Below are 15,932 nucleotides of genomic sequence, written 5' to 3'. Positions count from 1 at the left end.
GGAAGCACAGTTAAATGAATGACATGAAAAGCAAATTAAAAGGAATGACCCTGCTCTCCCTGCTCAGCCTTGGCGGGTGTGTCAGTATGGAGAAAGCACCGCCGGTTCCGACCCTGACGCTGGCAGAGCTTCGCACCGAGATAAGCCTCAGCGAACAGCGCCTGCAAACCGCCATGGAACAGCAACAGAAACAGTATGTGCAGCAGCAGCACCTGCTGGTTCAGCTCAACACCGATGTCACCAACATGAAAGAGTCCGTGAATAAAGTCGACAGCAAACTGGCGACATTGCCGCCAGAGCCGCCCAAGGCCATGCCCATCCCGACCGAGAAGTGCCCGGCCCCGAGCCAGGGTCACACCGTCGATGGCAAGCTGCTGGTGGGTGAAGCGGAGTGGATCTGGGTCGATGCGGCCAACGACGCCTTCCAGGCGCGGGTCGATACCGGCGCCACCACCTCCTCCATCAGCGCCCAGGAGATCACCATCTTCGAGCGCAACGGCAAGAACTGGGTGCGCTTCTTCCTGAGCCACCAGGAGATGGATGACAAGATCCAGATTGAAGCGCCGCTGGTGCGTCACGTCCGGGTGCGTCAGGCCTCCGCCGACGACCTCGATCGTCGTCCCGTGGTGCGCCTCGCCGTGCGCATCGGCGACATGACCGAGAAGGCCGAATTTACCCTGAAAGATCGCAGCGACATGACTTTCCCCGTGCTGCTGGGCCGTGAATTCCTCAAAGACATCGCCGTGGTCGATGTGGCCCGCGAATATATCCAACCCAAACCCAAGCTCAAGGATGTGAAATAATCCATGGTCTCCCGCAAGCCGTTCTATCTGCTGGTTGCCCTGCTGTACATTGTCGGCCTGGGTATGACTATCTATCACCATGCCGCGTTGGATGTCCCGCTGACGCCCGGTGAAAAACGTCAGATCTGGTCCATCGAAGCCAAGCTGGAGTTCGAGGCCACCGGCGAGCCGGTCATCGCCTCCCTCGCCATCCCGGGCACCCAGCCCGGCTTCACCCTGATGAACGAAAACGCCGCGAGCCCGGGCTACGGTCTGTCGTTCGTCGAGAAGGACGGAGACGCCCGCGCCGAGTGGTCCATCCGCACCGCCTCCGGCCGTCAGGAGCTCTACTACCGGGTCGACATGATGGCGGACGCCCATGCCAAGCCGGCCGCCAATCCCCAGCCCCCTGCCATCGAGAAGCAGATCGAGAGTGAGCCTTATGCCACCGCGATGAAGCAGATCCTGGAACGGGCGCAGGAGCGTTCTGCCGACGGTTACACCCTGACCCGCGAGATCATCAAGGAGATCGAGAAGCAGGAGCAGAATGCCGAGCTGCTGAAATCCCACAAGACCCGCGCCAATCTCATCGCCGAGCTGCTCAACAACGCCGATGTCCCGGCCCGGGTGGTTCATGCGCTGAATCTGGAAGATGGCCGTCGCCGTCAGGAGCTGGTGGACTACCTGCAGGTATTCAACAGCCCGACCGACTACAAGCTGTTCAACCCGCAAACCGGCGAGCAGGGCCATCCGGCCAACCTGCTGCTGTGGGAATACAACTCCGGCGCCCTGCTGGACGTGACCGGCGGTCACAACTCCCGCGTAACCTTCTCGATGATCGAGCAGGAGCAGCCGGTGAACGTGGCGCTGGCGCAGAAGTTTGAAAAATCCGAAATGATGAACTTCTCCATCCACAGCCTGCCGCTGGAAGAGCAAGCCCTGTTCAAGGGGCTGCTGCTGATCCCCATCGGCGTGCTGATGGTGGTGTTCCTGCGGGTCATCGTGGGTATCAAGACCTCGGGCACCTTCATGCCGGTGCTGATCGCGGTGGCCTTCATCCAGACCTCCCTCATCACGGGTCTGGTGGGCTTCCTGCTCATCGTCGGCACCGGCCTCATCATCCGATCCTACCTCTCAAGGTTGAACCTGCTATTGGTGGCCCGAATATCGGCGATCATCATCATGGTGATCTCGATGATCGGCATCTTCTCCGCGCTGGCCTTCAAGCTGGGGCTGACCGACGGCATGAAGATCACCTTCTTCCCGATGATCATCCTCTCCTGGACCATCGAACGGATGTCCATCCTGTGGGAAGAAGAGGGTCCGAAAGAGGTGGTACGCCAGGGTGGCGGCTCCCTGCTGGTAGCGGTCATCGCCTACCTGGCCATGGATAACGAGCTCATTCGTCACCTGACCTTCAACTTCCTCGGCCTGCAGTTGGTGCTGATGGCGACCGTGTTGCTGATGGGTAACTACACCGGCTACAAGCTGAGCGAGCTCAAGCGCTTCAAGCCGCTGGTCGACGAGATGAAGTCCGGCGGTACCCCGGGTAAGGACAAGTAACAGATGTGGTTCTGGCAGAAATACACCAGTCCGTGGAGCCTGTCCCAGGCAGGCATCCTCGGCATGAACAAGCGCAACCACTCCTACATCAGCCGCTACAACCCGCGCAGCCTCTATCCGCTGGTGGATGACAAGCTCAAGACCAAGCGCATCGCGCTGGATGCGGGAGTGACGGTGCCCGAGCTCATCGGCACCATCCGCGAGCAGCACGATGTGGGCCGGATCACCGCGCTGGTCAAGGAGTGGCCGGGCTTCTGCATCAAGCCGGCCCGCGGCTCGGGGGGCAAGGGGATCCTGGTGATCCTGCGCCAGGAAGACGGCCTCTTCTACAAGCCAAACGGCAGCGCCAGCAATGGCCAGGATCTGGAGCGTCATGTTTCCAACATCCTGGCAGGGCTCTATTCGCTGGGCGGCAAGCCCGACGTGGCGCTGGTGGAAGGCCTCATCAACTTCGATGACGTGTTCGACGGCTACTCGTTTGAAGGGGTACCCGATGCCCGGGTGATCATTTTCAAGGGTTTCCCGGTGATGGCCATGATGCGCCTCTCCACCTCGGCCTCCGACGGCAAGGCGAACCTGCACCAGGGCGCCGTGGGGGTGGGTCTGTGCCTGCGTACCGGCCGTGCCTTGCGGGCGGTGCAGTTTGGCAGCCCCCTGCGTCACCACCCGGACACCGGCCTCGATCTCTACGATCTCAAGGTGCCCCACTGGGATACCCTGCTGACACTGGCCGCCTCCTGCTACGAGATGTCGGGCCTTGGCTACATCGGCACCGACATGGTGCTCGACAAGTTCCGCGGCCCCATGCTGCTGGAGCTCAACGCCCGTCCCGGCCTTGCCATCCAGATCGCCAACGGCCGCGGCCTGGTGCCCAACCTCAAGACCATCGAGAAGCTGGGTCAGGTCAAGATGACGGTGGATCAGCGGGTCAACTTCGCCAAGGATCACTTCGGGATCTTCGACGAGTAGCCAATGTGCTGCCCTCGCAAAAACGCGCCCATCGGCGCGTTTTTTATGGTTTCACGCCATGAACAGGCGGGGACGCACCTCTGATGCGGATCCCCATCACATCCCCTCGCCTGGGCGCTTCAACGGCACAAGCGAAGAAGATAAGCTGCCAGAGCCCTTGCGTCTGCCCGCCACGGCGGCTCCGTCAGGGATGCGCTTCACGCCCTGCCTGCAACCAGATTGGCGCCTAATCCCGGCGACAAACCCGCTTGCCGATGGTAGATTAATTAAATCAAATAGATAGCAACTATCGGGTTTCTTTATGCAACGTTGGCCCAGCCTGAAACAGCTGCAATATCTGGTCGCTCTGGATGAGCACAAGAACTTCAATCGCGCCGCCAAGGCCTGCCATGTCAGCCAGTCCACCTTGAGTACCGGGATCCAGACCCTGGAGGACATGATGGGTCTGCAACTGGTGGAGCGGGATCACAAGAGCTTCATCATGACACCGGTCGGCATGGAGATCGTCACGCGCGCCCGCCACCTGCTCTCCGACGCCCGGGATCTGATGGAACTCGGCCAGCAGCAGGGCGGGGTCATGCACGGCACGGTGCGCCTCGGCTGCATTCCCACCATAGCCCCCTTCCTGCTGAGCAAGCTGTTGCAGGTGTGCGGCAAGGCCTATCCGGAGCTGGAACTGCTGCTGCGGGAGGACACGACCACCAATTTGCTCAAGCAACTGGAGCAGGGGCAGCTGGATCTGCTGATCCTGGCGCTGCCGGTGGAGATCGGCGGTTTCCACAGCAAGGTGGTGGGCATGGATCCCTTCCATATGGTGATGCCGTCAGATATGGCTGCCACTTTGCACATGCCGTTCGATTACAAGGAGCTGCCCAACCAGAGCATCTTCCTGCTGGAGCGGGAACATTGCCTCACCGAGCATGCGGTCAGTGCCTGCCGGCTGCGGGACAAGAGCAAGATCAATCCCTTCGCCGCCACCAGCTTGCACACCCTGGTGCAGATGGTCGGGGCCGGCCTTGGCACCACCTTCCTGCCCCAGATGGCCATAGATGCCGGCATCCTGGACAACTCGGATCTGGTGGCCATTCCCCTGCCCGGGGAGAAGCCCTACCGGGAAATCGGTCTGGTGTGGCGCCCCAGCACCACCCGGGTACAGACCTTCTACAAACTGTCGGAGCTGCTGACACCGTTGATCGCTCCCGCTAGGGAGAAAACCGAGTAGGAATGGGCTGAATGGCAGCTTGTCGCTAGCAAAATATCTGCACAATGCAGCACTTTATGCTATCGATATTCAGGTTACAGGCAGAATCACGCGGCTATGATGAGTCTCGTATCCCATGAAGGAGTCCGGATGCTTCGCACCTCGCTGCTACCTCCCCTCTTGGCCCTGCTGCTGACGGCCTGCTCCAGCACGCCGAAGCCACAACCCGTGGCCCCCCGTCAGAGCGGAGCCTTCGACGGCTTCTATCAGCAGTGGCGCGGCGTTCCCTATCGTATGGGGGGCGAGGATCGCGCCGGTCTCGACTGCTCCGCCTTCACCCAGCTCGCCTACAGCCAGGTGCTGGGATTCAACCTGCCCAGAACCACGGAGTCCCAGGCCAGCCTGGGTCGACCGGTGGATCGCTACCGCCTGCAATACGGCGATCTGGTGTTCTTCAAGACCGGCTGGCAGCAGTATCACGTCGGTGTCTACACCGGGGCGGGGGAGTTCATCCACGCCTCCACCAGCAAGGGGGTGATCCGCTCCCGCCTCGACAACGTCTACTGGAACAGCCGCTACTGGCAGGCCCGTCGCCTCACCCAGTGACGGCATCGATAAAAAAGCAGGGCCCGCCGGGCCCTGTTTTTTTATCGATCGATTCAGTGCTTACGGTGCCAGCGGGGCGAGGTGGCGCGCTCTCCCCAGGGGGTCGTGCAAGGCAACAGGGCCCCCTCTATCACCCCGTCGTTACCCGCCAGTGCCTCGGCAATCTTCTGATGCAGCGCCCGGAACAGGCACCCCTCCTGCCCGGCGAGGGAGTGACCGGCGGCGAAATATTCCCGCTGGTGTTTCAGCGCCAGCTTCTGGGCAAACTCGTAGGTATTGAAACTCTCGGGCATGCGTTCGATCACATCGTCGAGCCTGCTCAACAGGCTGTGCAGTTCCTTGGTCATCGCTGCTCTCCATAAAAATAGACACCTCAAAACTACCCACTATTAGATAGAAACCCAATCCGTGCGCCCAAAAACTGTGGCTCAGGACACAGTTCCCGCCCCCCATTCCTCCCTCCGGCAGCATGAACGCCGTCGGATGTTTACAAAATATCAACATCAGGGTAGATTCAGACCGACTAATCAGTCGGCCATTTTTCGAACGGAGCCTTTCATGGAAGCCACACCGCTGCAATCCACAGAGACCGACAAATTTGCCCTGCCAGATCGGCTGCTTCGTCTCAAGCAGGCCTATCAGGCCGACCCCATGCCGAGCCTGGATAGCCGCAAGGATCAGTTACTGCGACTCAAGCAAGCCCTGCTCGCCCACAAGCAGAGGCTCTGCCAGGCCCTGACCCGCGACTATGGCCAGCGCAGTGCCCATGACTCCTTGATCGCCGACATCCTGCCCTGTGTCATGCAGATCAACTACTGCCACAAGCGCCTTCGCCGCTGGATGAGGCCGGAGCGTCGCCACGCCGGCCTGCTGCTGGCGCCGGCCTCCATCGAAGTGCACTATCAGCCCCTCGGCGTGGTGGGCATCATGGTGCCCTGGAACTTCCCGGTGATGCTGAGCCTCGGCCCCCTCATCAGCGCCATCGCCGCCGGCAACCGGGCCATGCTCAAGCTCTCCGAGTTCACCCCTCACACCAATGCCGCCCTGCGCGCCCTGCTGGCCGAGGTGTTCGATGAGAACCAGGTGTGCATCATCGAGGGGGATGCAGAAGTGGCCGCTGCCTTCAGCACCCTGCCCTTCGATCACCTGTTGTTCACCGGCTCGACCGCCGTGGGAAAACAGGTGATGGCGGCAGCGGCACCTCAGCTCACGCCGCTGACCCTGGAACTGGGGGGCAAGAGTCCCTGTCTCATCGCCCCCGACATACCCATGGCCCTGGCGGTGGAGCGGATGATCTTCGGTAAGAGTCTCAACGCCGGCCAGATCTGCGTGGCCCCCGACTATGTGCTGCTGCCTCGCGGCCAGGAGCAGGCCTTCATTGATGCCTATCGAGACCACTTCAGCCGCCTCTACCCCAAGGGGGTGGCGAGTCCGGACTATGGCGCCATCATCAACGAGCGCCAGTATCAACGGCTCACCGCCTGGCTGGCGGAAGCCGAGCAGGCGGGAGCCCAGCTGCACCCCTGCGCGTCACCGGCCCGGGATGATGCCAGCCGGCGGCTGGCCCCCCATCTGCTGACCGAGGTGCCCGAGCACTGCCAGCTGATGCAGCAGGAGATCTTCGGTCCCCTGCTGCCCCTCATCCCCTACGATGAGCTGGACGAGGCCCTGGCTTATGTCGCCGCCCGTCCCCGCCCGCTGGCCTTCTATCTGATGACCCTGGATCCGGCGCTGCAGGCCCGCGTCATTGGGGAGACCCATGCCGGCGGCATGGCCATCAACGAGAGCCTGTTCCAGGTGGCGGCGGACGATGCACCCTTTGGCGGCATCGGCCCCTCCGGCATGGGCCACTATCATGGCCGCGAGGGGTTCCTCACCTTCTCCAAGGCCAAAACCGTGCTGCGCCGGGGCAAGTTCAACCCGGGCACCCTGGTTCACCCCCCTTATGACCGCTGGTATCAGCGGCTGATGATGGCCCTGTTTCTGCGCTAGGAGCTCCCATGACCGACAAACGCCGCCAGATCCTGGAAGCCACTCTCACCCTGTGCGCAGAAGATGGTCTGCAGGGGGCCGCGACCGCCCGCATCGCCAAGGCCGCCGGTGTCGCCAACGGCACCCTGTTTCACCATTTCCCGAGCAAGGAGGTGCTGATCCAGCAGCTCTATCAGGACATCAAACAGCGTCTCGGCGCCGCCATCAGCGAGGCGGACCCGGCGCTGACGCTGAAGGAGCAGGTTCGCCACTACTGGGGCCAGGCCATGGTCTGGATGATCGAACATCCATATGAGCTCAAGTTCGTGCTGGATTTCTTCCACTCTCCCCTGCTCTCTCGCCCCTTGCGCAGCCAGATCTTGAGCGACACCCTGCGCTTCCTGCCCCAGCTGCTGGCTCAGGGCCAGGCCAGCGGAGCGCTGCACCCCGTGCCGCCCGAACTGATGCTGGAGGTATGCCAGAGCCAGTTTCTCGCCTGCGCCTCCCTCTTCGTCGACAAGCCGGCGCTTGGGCAAGATGTCGACTGGCAAGAGGGCGCCTTCACCCTGTTTTGGTCCACCATCGCAAGGAGCACCCATGACACTTGAACGCCTGCGCCAAACTGGCCACCGCCTCTGGAATCTCAGCCTGCTCTGGGTACTGGGGCGAACCCTGTGCCGGGCCGCCCGCATCGATGAGTCGGTGCGCCGCGAGCTCTCCCCCCTGGCCGACGGCACCTGCATCCGGCTGGAGATCAGCGGCTACCGACACGGGCTCGACCTGTACAAGCAGGACGGCCGCTGGCACTGCGGCGCCCCTGCCCAGGTTGCGCCGCATCCGCTGCGGGTGCGCTTCAAGCACCCGGCCATCGCCTTTCGGGCCCTAAGCTTTCGCCTCGGGATCAACCAGGCCTTCTGCGAGAACCGGTTGCAGGTGGAGGGGGATCTCACCACCGCCATGCACCTGGTGCGGGCCATCGAGCAACTGCAGGCCCTGATCCTGCCCGCCTTCATCGCCAGGCCCCTGATGCGCCACTATCCGGCCCCCGTCAGCAAGGGCGTGCGGGCAGGTCGCATCTATCTGGGGCTGCTGACGGGCTGACCTCGGCCTCTTTCATACCGATCTTTCAATCACTCGCACACAGGGAGTCTCGCGATGAGCCGATACTACGATTTCTTCTGCCCGGTCAAACTGCTGGCAGGGGAGCAGGCGCTGGAGCAAGTTGCCAGCGAATTGATGGCACTGGGGGCGAGCCGTCCCTTGCTGCTCACCGACAAGGGGGTCAGCGGCAGCGGCCTGGCGACCCTGGTACAGGAAATGCTGGCCGAGGGAGGCCTGCCGGCGGTGGCCTGCTGGGACGAGATCCCGGCCGATTCCTCCACCGCAGTGGTGGAGCAGATAGCCGTGCGCTATCGCACCCTCGACTGTGACAGCCTGGTGGCCCTGGGGGGTGGCTCCGTCATCGATACCGCCAAGGCGGTCAACATCCTCGCCACCCTGGGTGGCAACAATCTGATGGATCATGCCGGTGCCGGCAGCCTCACCCGCCCGCTCAATCCTCTGGCCGTGATACCGACCACGGCGGGCACCGGTTCGGAGGTGACCCTGGTGGCGGTGATCCGGGACGAGCACAGCGGTCGCAAGGTACCCTTCACCTCCCCCTTCCTGCTGCCCCAGCTGGCGGTGCTGGATCCGCGCCTCACCCAGGGGCTGCCCCTGCCCATCACGGCCGCCACCGCCATGGATGCCATGACCCATGCCATCGAATCCTTCATCGGCAACGGCAAGAATCCAGTGAGCGACGCCCTGGCCCTGGGGGCAGTGGAAAAGATAGCGAACGCCCTGCCGAAGGTATTGGGCTCCCCGCAGGACAAGGGGCTGCGGCTGCAACTGGCGGAAGGGTCGACCCTGGCGGGCATGGCGTTTTCCAACTCCATGGTGGGGCTGGTGCATGCCCTCGGTCACAGCCTGGGGGCCCGCTGTCATCTGCCCCATGGCCTGTGCATGAACCTCTTCCTACCCGCCGTGCTCGACTACAACAGGCCCCAGATCGATGAGGAGCTCGCCCACCTGCTGCTGCCGCTGGCGGGGGCCGAGCGCTTCGCCGCCACCCCCCCCTCTCTGCGGCCACAGGCCACCCTGGATGCAATCAATAGCCTGCGAGACACCCTGTGGGAGGCAGTGCGCCTGCCGCGCACCCTGGCGGAGGCCGGGGCGACAGACCGCTCCCTGCTGGAGGAGATACGGGATCTCGCCATCAACGACGGGGCCCTGCTCTACAACCGCAAGGATGCCGACCGGGAGCAGTTGCTGGCCCTGCTGGAGCGGGTATGGGAGTAACGGGGCGACGGTCACGATGATCTGCGGGATCAGATTTTCCTGATCCCGCCTTGTGCGCCACCCGGACGAATGGGGATCAGTTGCCGAACACCCCGGTGGAGAGGTAGCGATCCCCCCTGTCACAGATGATGGCGACCACGACCCCGCGCTCGAGGCTCGCCGCCACCCGCAGGGCCCCCGCCACGGCCCCACCGGAGCTGACCCCGCAGCAGATCCCCTCTTCACGGGCCAGACGGCGCATCATGGCGAGCGACTCATCCAGCGTCACATCCAGCACCCGATCGACCCTTGCGGGTTCGAAAATGGTGGGCAGATAGGCTGCGGGCCAGCGCCGGATGCCGGGGATCTGGCTCCCCTCAGCGGGCTGCAGGCCGACGATCTCGATGGCGGGGTTCCGCTCCTTGAGATAGCGGGAAACCCCCATGATGGTACCCGTGGTCCCCATGGCGGAGACGAAGTGAGTGACCGCCCCCTCGCTCTGCTGCCAGATCTCGGGGCCGGTCGACTGATAGTGGGCATCCGGGTTGGCCGGATTGTTGAACTGATCGAGCACCAGCCCCTCCCCCCGCACCTGCATGGTCAGCGCGAGATCCCGCGCCCCTTCCATGCCATCGTCCACCAGCACCAGTTCGGCGCCATAGGCCTGCATGGCGTCGCGCCGCTCCTGACTCATGGTACGCGGCATGATGAGCCGCATCCGGTAGCCCCGGGCGGCCGCCACCATGGCGAGCGCGATGCCGGTGTTGCCCGAGGTAGCCTCGATCAGGGTGTCGCCGGGGCGCAAGTGACCGCTCACCTCTGCCGCCTTGATGAGGTTCAGGGCCGGTCTGTCCTTGACCGAACCGGCGGGGTTGTTGCCCTCCAGCTTCACCAGCAGGGTGACCTCTGGATAGGGGTTGATGCGCTGCAACCGCAGCAGCGGGGTATTGCCGATCAAACTCTCCAGGGTGGCAAAGGCCATGACGGGATCCATCCTCTGTTAACTGTTCTATACCTTGGCTTATCAGCCCCCAGGCTCTCGCCATGGGCTGGCGGCCAGTGTAAGCGAGCGGGATGGATAGGCAAAGCGGGCCCTTGGCCTAAAGTGCGGTTGGCAAATGACCCCCATCATGCTCTCATCACCCCTATCACAATTCGAGGAGCCATCATGAGCGAGATCCTTCATCAGAGCGATGAGCACCAATTCGTCTGCATTGTCGACGGCCAGCTCTCCCGCCTCGCCTACCGGCCACGGGATGCAGGCACGGTCGAGGCATACAGCACCCAGGTTCCGAGTGAGCTGCGGGGACAGGGGATCGCCGACAAACTGGCTCGCGCCTTCTATGACTGGAGCCAGGAGAAGGGACTGACCATAGTGCCGACCTGCAGCTATATCGAGGTCTGGCTGCGCCGCAATGCAAAGTGACGTCATTACTCGCCAGGAGATCGCCTTGCAGATGAAGACCGAGGCGCTGCTGAGGGCCGATCCGCTGCGGATGGCCTGCCTGCGCACCGCTCGGACACTGGATTTGTCCGACTGGGCCCTGGGGGCCGGTTTTGTCCGTAACCTCGTCTGGGACCATTTGCACGGCAAGACAGTGCCAACGCCCCTCAACGACATCGACCTCATCTATCTCGATGCCGCTGATCCGGAAGGGCTGGCAGAGGGGGATCATGAAGCCTGGCTGTACGCCCGTCTGCCGGATCAGCGCTGGGAGGTACGCAACCAGGCCCGCATGCATCTTCGCCAGCGGGTGCCTCCTTTTCACAGCAGCCAGGAGGCACTCAGCCACTGGGTAGAGATCCCCACCTGTATCGGGGTGCGCTTGCTGGCCGATGATAGCTTCGCCTGGCTGGCGCCCTATGGCTTTGGTCATAACTGGTCACTGCGAGTGAACGCTAACCCGAGATGCCGCCAGGATCACCAGGTGTTCGTGCAACGCATCCTGACGAAACGTTGGCAGCAGATCTGGCCCGACCTTGAGGTGATCTGGTCATAACGCCGTTGCAATGCCCCGCCATGCATGGGCAAACTACGAAAAAGCTGTTTATTACTCAATGGGTTAATTAATGCGCGACTTCTTCTCTCTCGAACGCTGGCTGCCGGGCCTTGCCGCCCTGCTGCAATATCAGCGGGCCTGGCTGGTGCCGGACCTTCGCGCTGGCCTGTCGGTGGCCGCCGTGGCACTGCCCGTGGCCATCGCCTATTCGGAGCTCGCCGGCGTCGGTGCCATCGTCGGCCTCTACTCCTGCATCCTGCCCATGCTGGTCTATGCCATGTTCGGCACCTCCCGCCAGCTCATCGTCGGGCCGGACGCCGCCACCTGTGCCGTCATCGCCGCCGTGGTGACCCCGCTGGCCGCCGGGGATGCCACCCGTCATTGGCAACTGGTGATGACCATGACCGCCATGACCGGCTTCTGGTGCCTCATCGCCAGCCGCTTCAAGCTGGGGGTGCTGGCAGATTTTCTCTCCCGTCCCATCCTGATGGGCCTGCTCAACGGGGTCGCCATCACCATCATGGTGGGCCAGCTCTCCAAGATCTTTGGCTTCACCTTCAGCGAACGCTACCTCATCGAGCGGATCCTCAACGGCACTCACTACATCACCCAGACCCATCTGCCCACCCTGGCCATGAGTCTGACCACCCTGCTCACCCTGCTGCTGGCCAAGCGCTACAAGCCGGCCTGGCCCTCCTCCATGGTCGCCATGGTGGTGACCGCGGCCCTGGTATGGGCCTTCGACCTCGGACGATTCGACATCGCGACCCTGGGGGCCATCGGCTCCGGCCTGCCTGCCTTCCAGATGCCGGAATTTCCCCCCGGCCTGATGCGCGAACTCGTGCTGCCCGCCCTCAACCTCGCCATGGTGAGCTTCGTCTCCATGATGCTCACCGCCCGCAGCTTCGCGGCCAAGAACGGCTACGAGATTGACGCGGACAAGGAGTTTCGAGCGCTCGGCATGGCGAACCTGGCGGCCGCCGCCTCCCAGGGCTTTGCCATCAGCGGGGCGGATTCGCGTACCGCGGTCAACGACGCCAATGGCGGCAAGAGCCAGCTGGTCTCCATCATCGCCGCCATCGTCATCGCCCTGGTCACCTTCTACCTGACGGCCCCCCTGCAATACATTCCCACCGCCGCCCTCGGCGTGGTGCTGGTGATGGCCTCCCTGTCGCTGACCGATTTTCGCGGCCTCTGGGCCCTGCGCAACTCCGACCGTGCCGCCTTCTGGCTGGCCCTCATAACCTTCATCAGCGTGTTGACCATGGGGGTCATCCCGGGGATCACTCTCGCGGTCTTGCTCGGCCTGTTCCAGTTCCTGCGCAACGTGATGCGCCCAACGGATCAACTGCTCGGCATGGATGATGAAGGGGTGGTACGCACCCTGGGGGACAACGAACAGGCCAAGGCCATCCCCGGCATTCTGGTCTATCGCTTCAACTCGCCGCTGACCTACTTCAACGCCCCCTATTTCAAGCGGCGGGTGCTGGCCCTGCTGGTGCAGGATCCCCACAGCCCCAAATGCCTGGTGATCGACGCCGTCGCCTGTTTCACCCACCAGGACATCAGCGTGATGAGCATGGTGGGGGAGCTGCACAAGGATCTGAAACGGCGCGGCATTCACATGGTGATGGCCGGTCGTCACGGCCAGATGACCCACTGGTTGCAACAGGCGGGGATCCGGGTCGGCGAGGAGGGCATACTGCTCAGCCCCGACATGTATCAGGCCCTGCGCCTGACCCGCTGTTACCGGGAGCCGGTATTCAAGGATGATGAGGCGCAGCAGACCATCCCGGACAGCCCGGCGCCCTCCTGGCCGCGAGATGAGACGCTGCCGGACTCGGCGCGCCTCACCCTGCCCTCCGAGCAGGAGGCCGGTGCCACCCCGGCCTGATCCGTTCTCCTCTCACCCCTCCCCCACGGACAGGGGTGAGGGGATCCCCATTGCACCGCTCAGGCTCTTGGTGTTAAATGCCCGTCCAGATGGCCCTGACGAGGGCCATCATCAGTATTTGGACACCCCATGCAGACTCAATCCCATGCAGGCCCCGGCACCCTCTTCGCCCTGACCTGGCCGCTCTTTATCGATCTCGCCCTGCACTTTTTGACCGGGGCCCTCAACACCTTCATGGTGGGCCATGTCTCCTATCAGGGGGTGGCGGCGCTCGCCGTCGGCAATCAAGTGTTCGATCTCGCCATCACCCTGTTCAGCTTTGTCAGCATCGGCACCAGCGTGGTGATCACCCAGTATCTGGGAGCGGGCGACAAAGAGAAGGCGCGCATAGTCATCCACACCGCCATCGGTTTCAACCTGCTGGTGGGACTGGTGGCGGCGGTGGGGGTCATGGCCGGCGCCAGCACCATGCTGGCGCTGATGAACCTGCCTGCCCACCTGATGGGGGATGCCACCCTTTACTTGCAGATCATCGGTCTGTGTCTGCTGCCGGAGGCGGCGGCGCTCTGTCTGGCGGCCACCCTGCGCGCCCACGGCCACACCCGTCAGGCCATGTACGTGACCCTGATCGTCAACCTCATCACCTTCGTCGGCAACCTGTTGCTGCTCTATGGCTGGTTCGGCCTGCCCCAGCTCGGGGTGGCCGGGGTCGCCATCAGCACGGTAGCGGGGCGCATCGTCGGTGTGGTGCTGCTGGTGTGGCTGGTGGCCCGCAAGACCGGCATCCGCCTGCGTCTGCCCGAGATCGTTCGGCCGAGCCGTGCCATGCTGGACAAGGTGCTGCACATCGGCCTGCCGGCGGCGGGGGAGAACCTCTCCTGGATGCTGCAGTTCATGGTGGTGACCGCCTTCGTCGGCCTGCTCGGCGACAAGGCGCTGGCTACCCAGTCCTACTTCTTCCAGATCTGCCTGTTCATCTTGCTGTTCGGCCTCTCCATCGGCCTGGGCAACGAGATCATCATCGGTCATCTGGCGGGGGCACGGCGCTTCGAGCAGGCCTACAAGCAGTTGCTCAAGAGCCTCAAGCTCGGTCTCATCGTCACCACCCTCATCGCCATCGCCGCAGCCCTGAACGGGCGCGCCATCATCAGCCTGTTCACCGACGATGCCGACATCATCACCCAGGTGGCCCAGCTGTTCCTCATCAGCCTCATCCTCGAACCCGGCCGCACCTTCAACCTGGTGGTGATCAACGCCCTGCGCGCCACCGGGGATGCCCGCTTCCCCCTCTACATGGCGCTGGTCTCCATGTGGGGAATTGCCGTTCCTCTGGCCTATTTCCTTGGTATCATGCAGGGCTATGGGCTGGTCGGCATCTGGCTCGCGCTCGCCTGTGACGAATGGGTGCGCGGTCTGGCCATGTTCTGGCGCTGGCGCAGCCGTCGCTGGCAAAACAAAATCCTCGTTGAACCATCAGTGGAATCATAAGCAGAATCATGATGAAGAAATTCGGACTCTTGCTGGCAGCCCTGCTGCTCAGCCCGCTGGCCATGGCGCAGACCGCGCCCAAGGCCCCCAAGGCACCGGCCCCCCAGACCTGGTATGTGGCCCCCATCGCCATCGATGAGAGCAACGAGGCCCAGAAGGCGCTGACCAAGGAATTCATGGCTCAGATGATCAAGACCATCAAGATCAACGAGTACCAGACCGGCAAGGCAGTGGGCAAGACCAAGGATCCCAAGTGGCTGATCCGCACCAAGCTGATCCCTGCCAGTACCGACCCCCTGGTGGGCAAGAAGCACGCCCAGGGCCTGACCTATGGCAAGGGTATCCCCACCCAGGAGATCGTCGGCGAACTCATCATGAATGGCACGCTGGTGGCCCATATCGGCCAGGGCTGGCGTGAACCCATCGTCCCCGGCACTCCGGTGGCGGAGAGGATCACCATCGCCAACTACCAGTACGCCATTGGCAACGAGGCCAAGGCACCGGATCTGGAAGAGCTGGCGGCGCAGATCGGTTTCGAGGCGGGCAAGGTGATCGCCCGTGACGGCAAGCCCCTGCCCGAGAAGAAAAAGAAAAAAGAATAAGCATCGCTGTCGTTATCTAAAAAGGGGCCTCAGGCCCCTTTTTGCTGCCCGCCCGGCGGCGCTTCCCCCGTCATCAGGCTGCCAAGTTGTGATCCCAGCGGCAGTTTTTGGACTCGCTGTGGATGGTGAGCCTGCTTATCAGCTTGTGATTCAAACAGTTAGCCATCGACATTTCGAGAGCGGCGATCATTGCCCCCGAATTTGAATTGGATCACGTTTCTGTGACCCGCTTAGGGGTAGTTTGAAGGTCAAGGCACAATCAAACAGCAACAAGGAGGCCGCATTACATGTTCCCAGAGTACAGAGAGCTCATCTCGAAACTGAAGAGCAGTGATGTCCATTTCCAGAAGAAGTTTGACTTGCACAACGACCTGGATGCGGAGATTAGAAAACTGGAGAAGCATCACGCCAGCGATTACAGCTCCGAGGTGAAGGATCTGAAAAAACAGAAACTTAAACTGAAAGAGGAGATATACGACATCCTCAAACAACATCCACACTAGACGCCTCGACGAATACCCGGATAAGCAACTTATC

The 15,932-nt window shown here is 62.7% G+C and carries 17 protein-coding genes; 15 read left to right on the top strand and 2 right to left on the bottom strand.

What is annotated here, in order from left to right:
- The first annotated feature begins 44 nt into the window (after positions 1 to 44).
- The 5 genes from ABNP46_RS06420 to ABNP46_RS06400 all read left to right on the top strand — a co-directional run bounded on the left by ABNP46_RS06420 (position 45) and on the right by ABNP46_RS06400 (position 5,121).
- Positions 45 to 803 (top strand): ATP-dependent zinc protease family protein, encoded by a 759-nt coding sequence (locus ABNP46_RS06420; protein ID WP_349922405.1) that lies wholly within the window; start codon positions 45 to 47, stop codon positions 801 to 803.
- A gap of 3 nt (positions 804 to 806) precedes the next feature.
- Entirely contained in the window at positions 807 to 2,345 is a 1,539-nt protein-coding gene (locus ABNP46_RS06415) for an inactive transglutaminase family protein (protein WP_349921581.1), read from the top strand.
- A gap of 3 nt (positions 2,346 to 2,348) precedes the next feature.
- Positions 2,349 to 3,314: an alpha-L-glutamate ligase-like protein gene (locus tag ABNP46_RS06410; RefSeq protein WP_349921580.1), complete on the top strand. Its 966-nt coding sequence runs from the start codon at positions 2,349 to 2,351 to the stop codon at positions 3,312 to 3,314.
- 301 nt (positions 3,315 to 3,615) lie between these two features.
- Positions 3,616 to 4,536: a hydrogen peroxide-inducible genes activator gene (locus ABNP46_RS06405; RefSeq protein ID WP_349921579.1), complete on the top strand. Its 921-nt coding sequence runs from the start codon at positions 3,616 to 3,618 to the stop codon at positions 4,534 to 4,536.
- Positions 4,537 to 4,665: 129 nt separating this feature from the next.
- Complete coding sequence (locus ABNP46_RS06400; RefSeq protein WP_349921578.1) at positions 4,666 to 5,121, top strand: C40 family peptidase; 456 nt, start codon at positions 4,666 to 4,668, stop codon at positions 5,119 to 5,121.
- Between the two features lie 53 nt (positions 5,122 to 5,174).
- Here ABNP46_RS06400 and ABNP46_RS06395 read toward each other — a convergent pair whose 3' ends face one another.
- Positions 5,175 to 5,468 carry a hypothetical protein gene (locus ABNP46_RS06395; protein ID WP_349921577.1) on the bottom strand — a complete coding sequence of 98 codons (294 nt, stop codon included), beginning with the start codon at positions 5,466 to 5,468 and terminating at the stop codon, positions 5,175 to 5,177.
- A gap of 211 nt (positions 5,469 to 5,679) precedes the next feature.
- Here ABNP46_RS06395 and ABNP46_RS06390 point away from each other — a divergent pair, with 211 nt between their 5' ends.
- The 4 genes from ABNP46_RS06390 to ABNP46_RS06375 are packed head-to-tail and all read left to right on the top strand — an operon-like array spanning position 5,680 to position 9,432.
- Positions 5,680 to 7,113, top strand: a complete 1,434-nt coding sequence (locus ABNP46_RS06390) for a coniferyl aldehyde dehydrogenase (protein WP_349921576.1) — start codon at positions 5,680 to 5,682, stop codon at positions 7,111 to 7,113.
- An 8-nt stretch (positions 7,114 to 7,121) separates the two neighbouring features.
- On the top strand, positions 7,122 to 7,700 hold the full coding sequence (locus ABNP46_RS06385; RefSeq protein ID WP_349921575.1) for a TetR/AcrR family transcriptional regulator: 579 nt from the start codon (positions 7,122 to 7,124) through the stop codon (positions 7,698 to 7,700).
- Positions 7,690 to 8,193: an SCP2 sterol-binding domain-containing protein gene (locus ABNP46_RS06380; RefSeq protein ID WP_349921574.1), complete on the top strand. Its 504-nt coding sequence runs from the start codon at positions 7,690 to 7,692 to the stop codon at positions 8,191 to 8,193. Before ABNP46_RS06385 ends, ABNP46_RS06380 begins: the two co-directional genes overlap by 11 nt.
- Before the next feature lie 54 nt (positions 8,194 to 8,247).
- On the top strand, positions 8,248 to 9,432 hold the full coding sequence (locus tag ABNP46_RS06375; RefSeq protein ID WP_349921573.1) for an iron-containing alcohol dehydrogenase: 1,185 nt from the start codon (positions 8,248 to 8,250) through the stop codon (positions 9,430 to 9,432).
- Positions 9,433 to 9,508: 76 nt separating this feature from the next.
- Here ABNP46_RS06375 and cysM read toward each other — a convergent pair whose 3' ends face one another.
- Positions 9,509 to 10,405, bottom strand: a complete 897-nt coding sequence (gene cysM, locus ABNP46_RS06370) for a cysteine synthase CysM (RefSeq protein ID WP_349921572.1) — start codon at positions 10,403 to 10,405, stop codon at positions 9,509 to 9,511.
- A gap of 174 nt (positions 10,406 to 10,579) precedes the next feature.
- Here cysM and ABNP46_RS06365 point away from each other — a divergent pair, with 174 nt between their 5' ends.
- The 6 genes from ABNP46_RS06365 (at position 10,580) to ABNP46_RS06340 (ending at position 15,898) form a co-directional block, all read left to right on the top strand.
- Positions 10,580 to 10,837: a GNAT family N-acetyltransferase gene (locus ABNP46_RS06365; RefSeq protein WP_349921571.1), complete on the top strand. Its 258-nt coding sequence runs from the start codon at positions 10,580 to 10,582 to the stop codon at positions 10,835 to 10,837.
- Positions 10,827 to 11,411, top strand: coding sequence for a nucleotidyltransferase family protein (locus ABNP46_RS06360; protein ID WP_349921570.1), 585 nt, complete (start codon positions 10,827 to 10,829; stop codon positions 11,409 to 11,411). Before ABNP46_RS06365 ends, ABNP46_RS06360 begins: the two co-directional genes overlap by 11 nt.
- A gap of 70 nt (positions 11,412 to 11,481) precedes the next feature.
- Entirely contained in the window at positions 11,482 to 13,305 is a 1,824-nt protein-coding gene (locus ABNP46_RS06355; RefSeq protein ID WP_349921569.1) for a SulP family inorganic anion transporter, read from the top strand.
- A 129-nt stretch (positions 13,306 to 13,434) separates the two neighbouring features.
- Positions 13,435 to 14,793: an MATE family efflux transporter gene (locus tag ABNP46_RS06350; protein WP_349921568.1), complete on the top strand. Its 1,359-nt coding sequence runs from the start codon at positions 13,435 to 13,437 to the stop codon at positions 14,791 to 14,793.
- Between the two features lie 11 nt (positions 14,794 to 14,804).
- Complete coding sequence (locus ABNP46_RS06345) at positions 14,805 to 15,395, top strand: hypothetical protein (RefSeq protein ID WP_349922404.1); 591 nt, start codon at positions 14,805 to 14,807, stop codon at positions 15,393 to 15,395.
- A 287-nt stretch (positions 15,396 to 15,682) separates the two neighbouring features.
- Positions 15,683 to 15,898 (top strand): YdcH family protein, encoded by a 216-nt coding sequence (locus ABNP46_RS06340; protein WP_108536732.1) that lies wholly within the window; start codon positions 15,683 to 15,685, stop codon positions 15,896 to 15,898.
- Positions 15,899 to 15,932: the final 34 nt, after the last annotated feature.

The sequence above is a fragment of the Aeromonas veronii genome, assembly GCF_040215105.1.
In the GTDB taxonomy this organism is placed as follows: domain Bacteria; phylum Pseudomonadota; class Gammaproteobacteria; order Enterobacterales; family Aeromonadaceae; genus Aeromonas; species Aeromonas veronii_G.
Note: the sequence above shows the minus strand (reverse complement) of the source record. Positions and strands in the feature narration are given on the sequence as shown.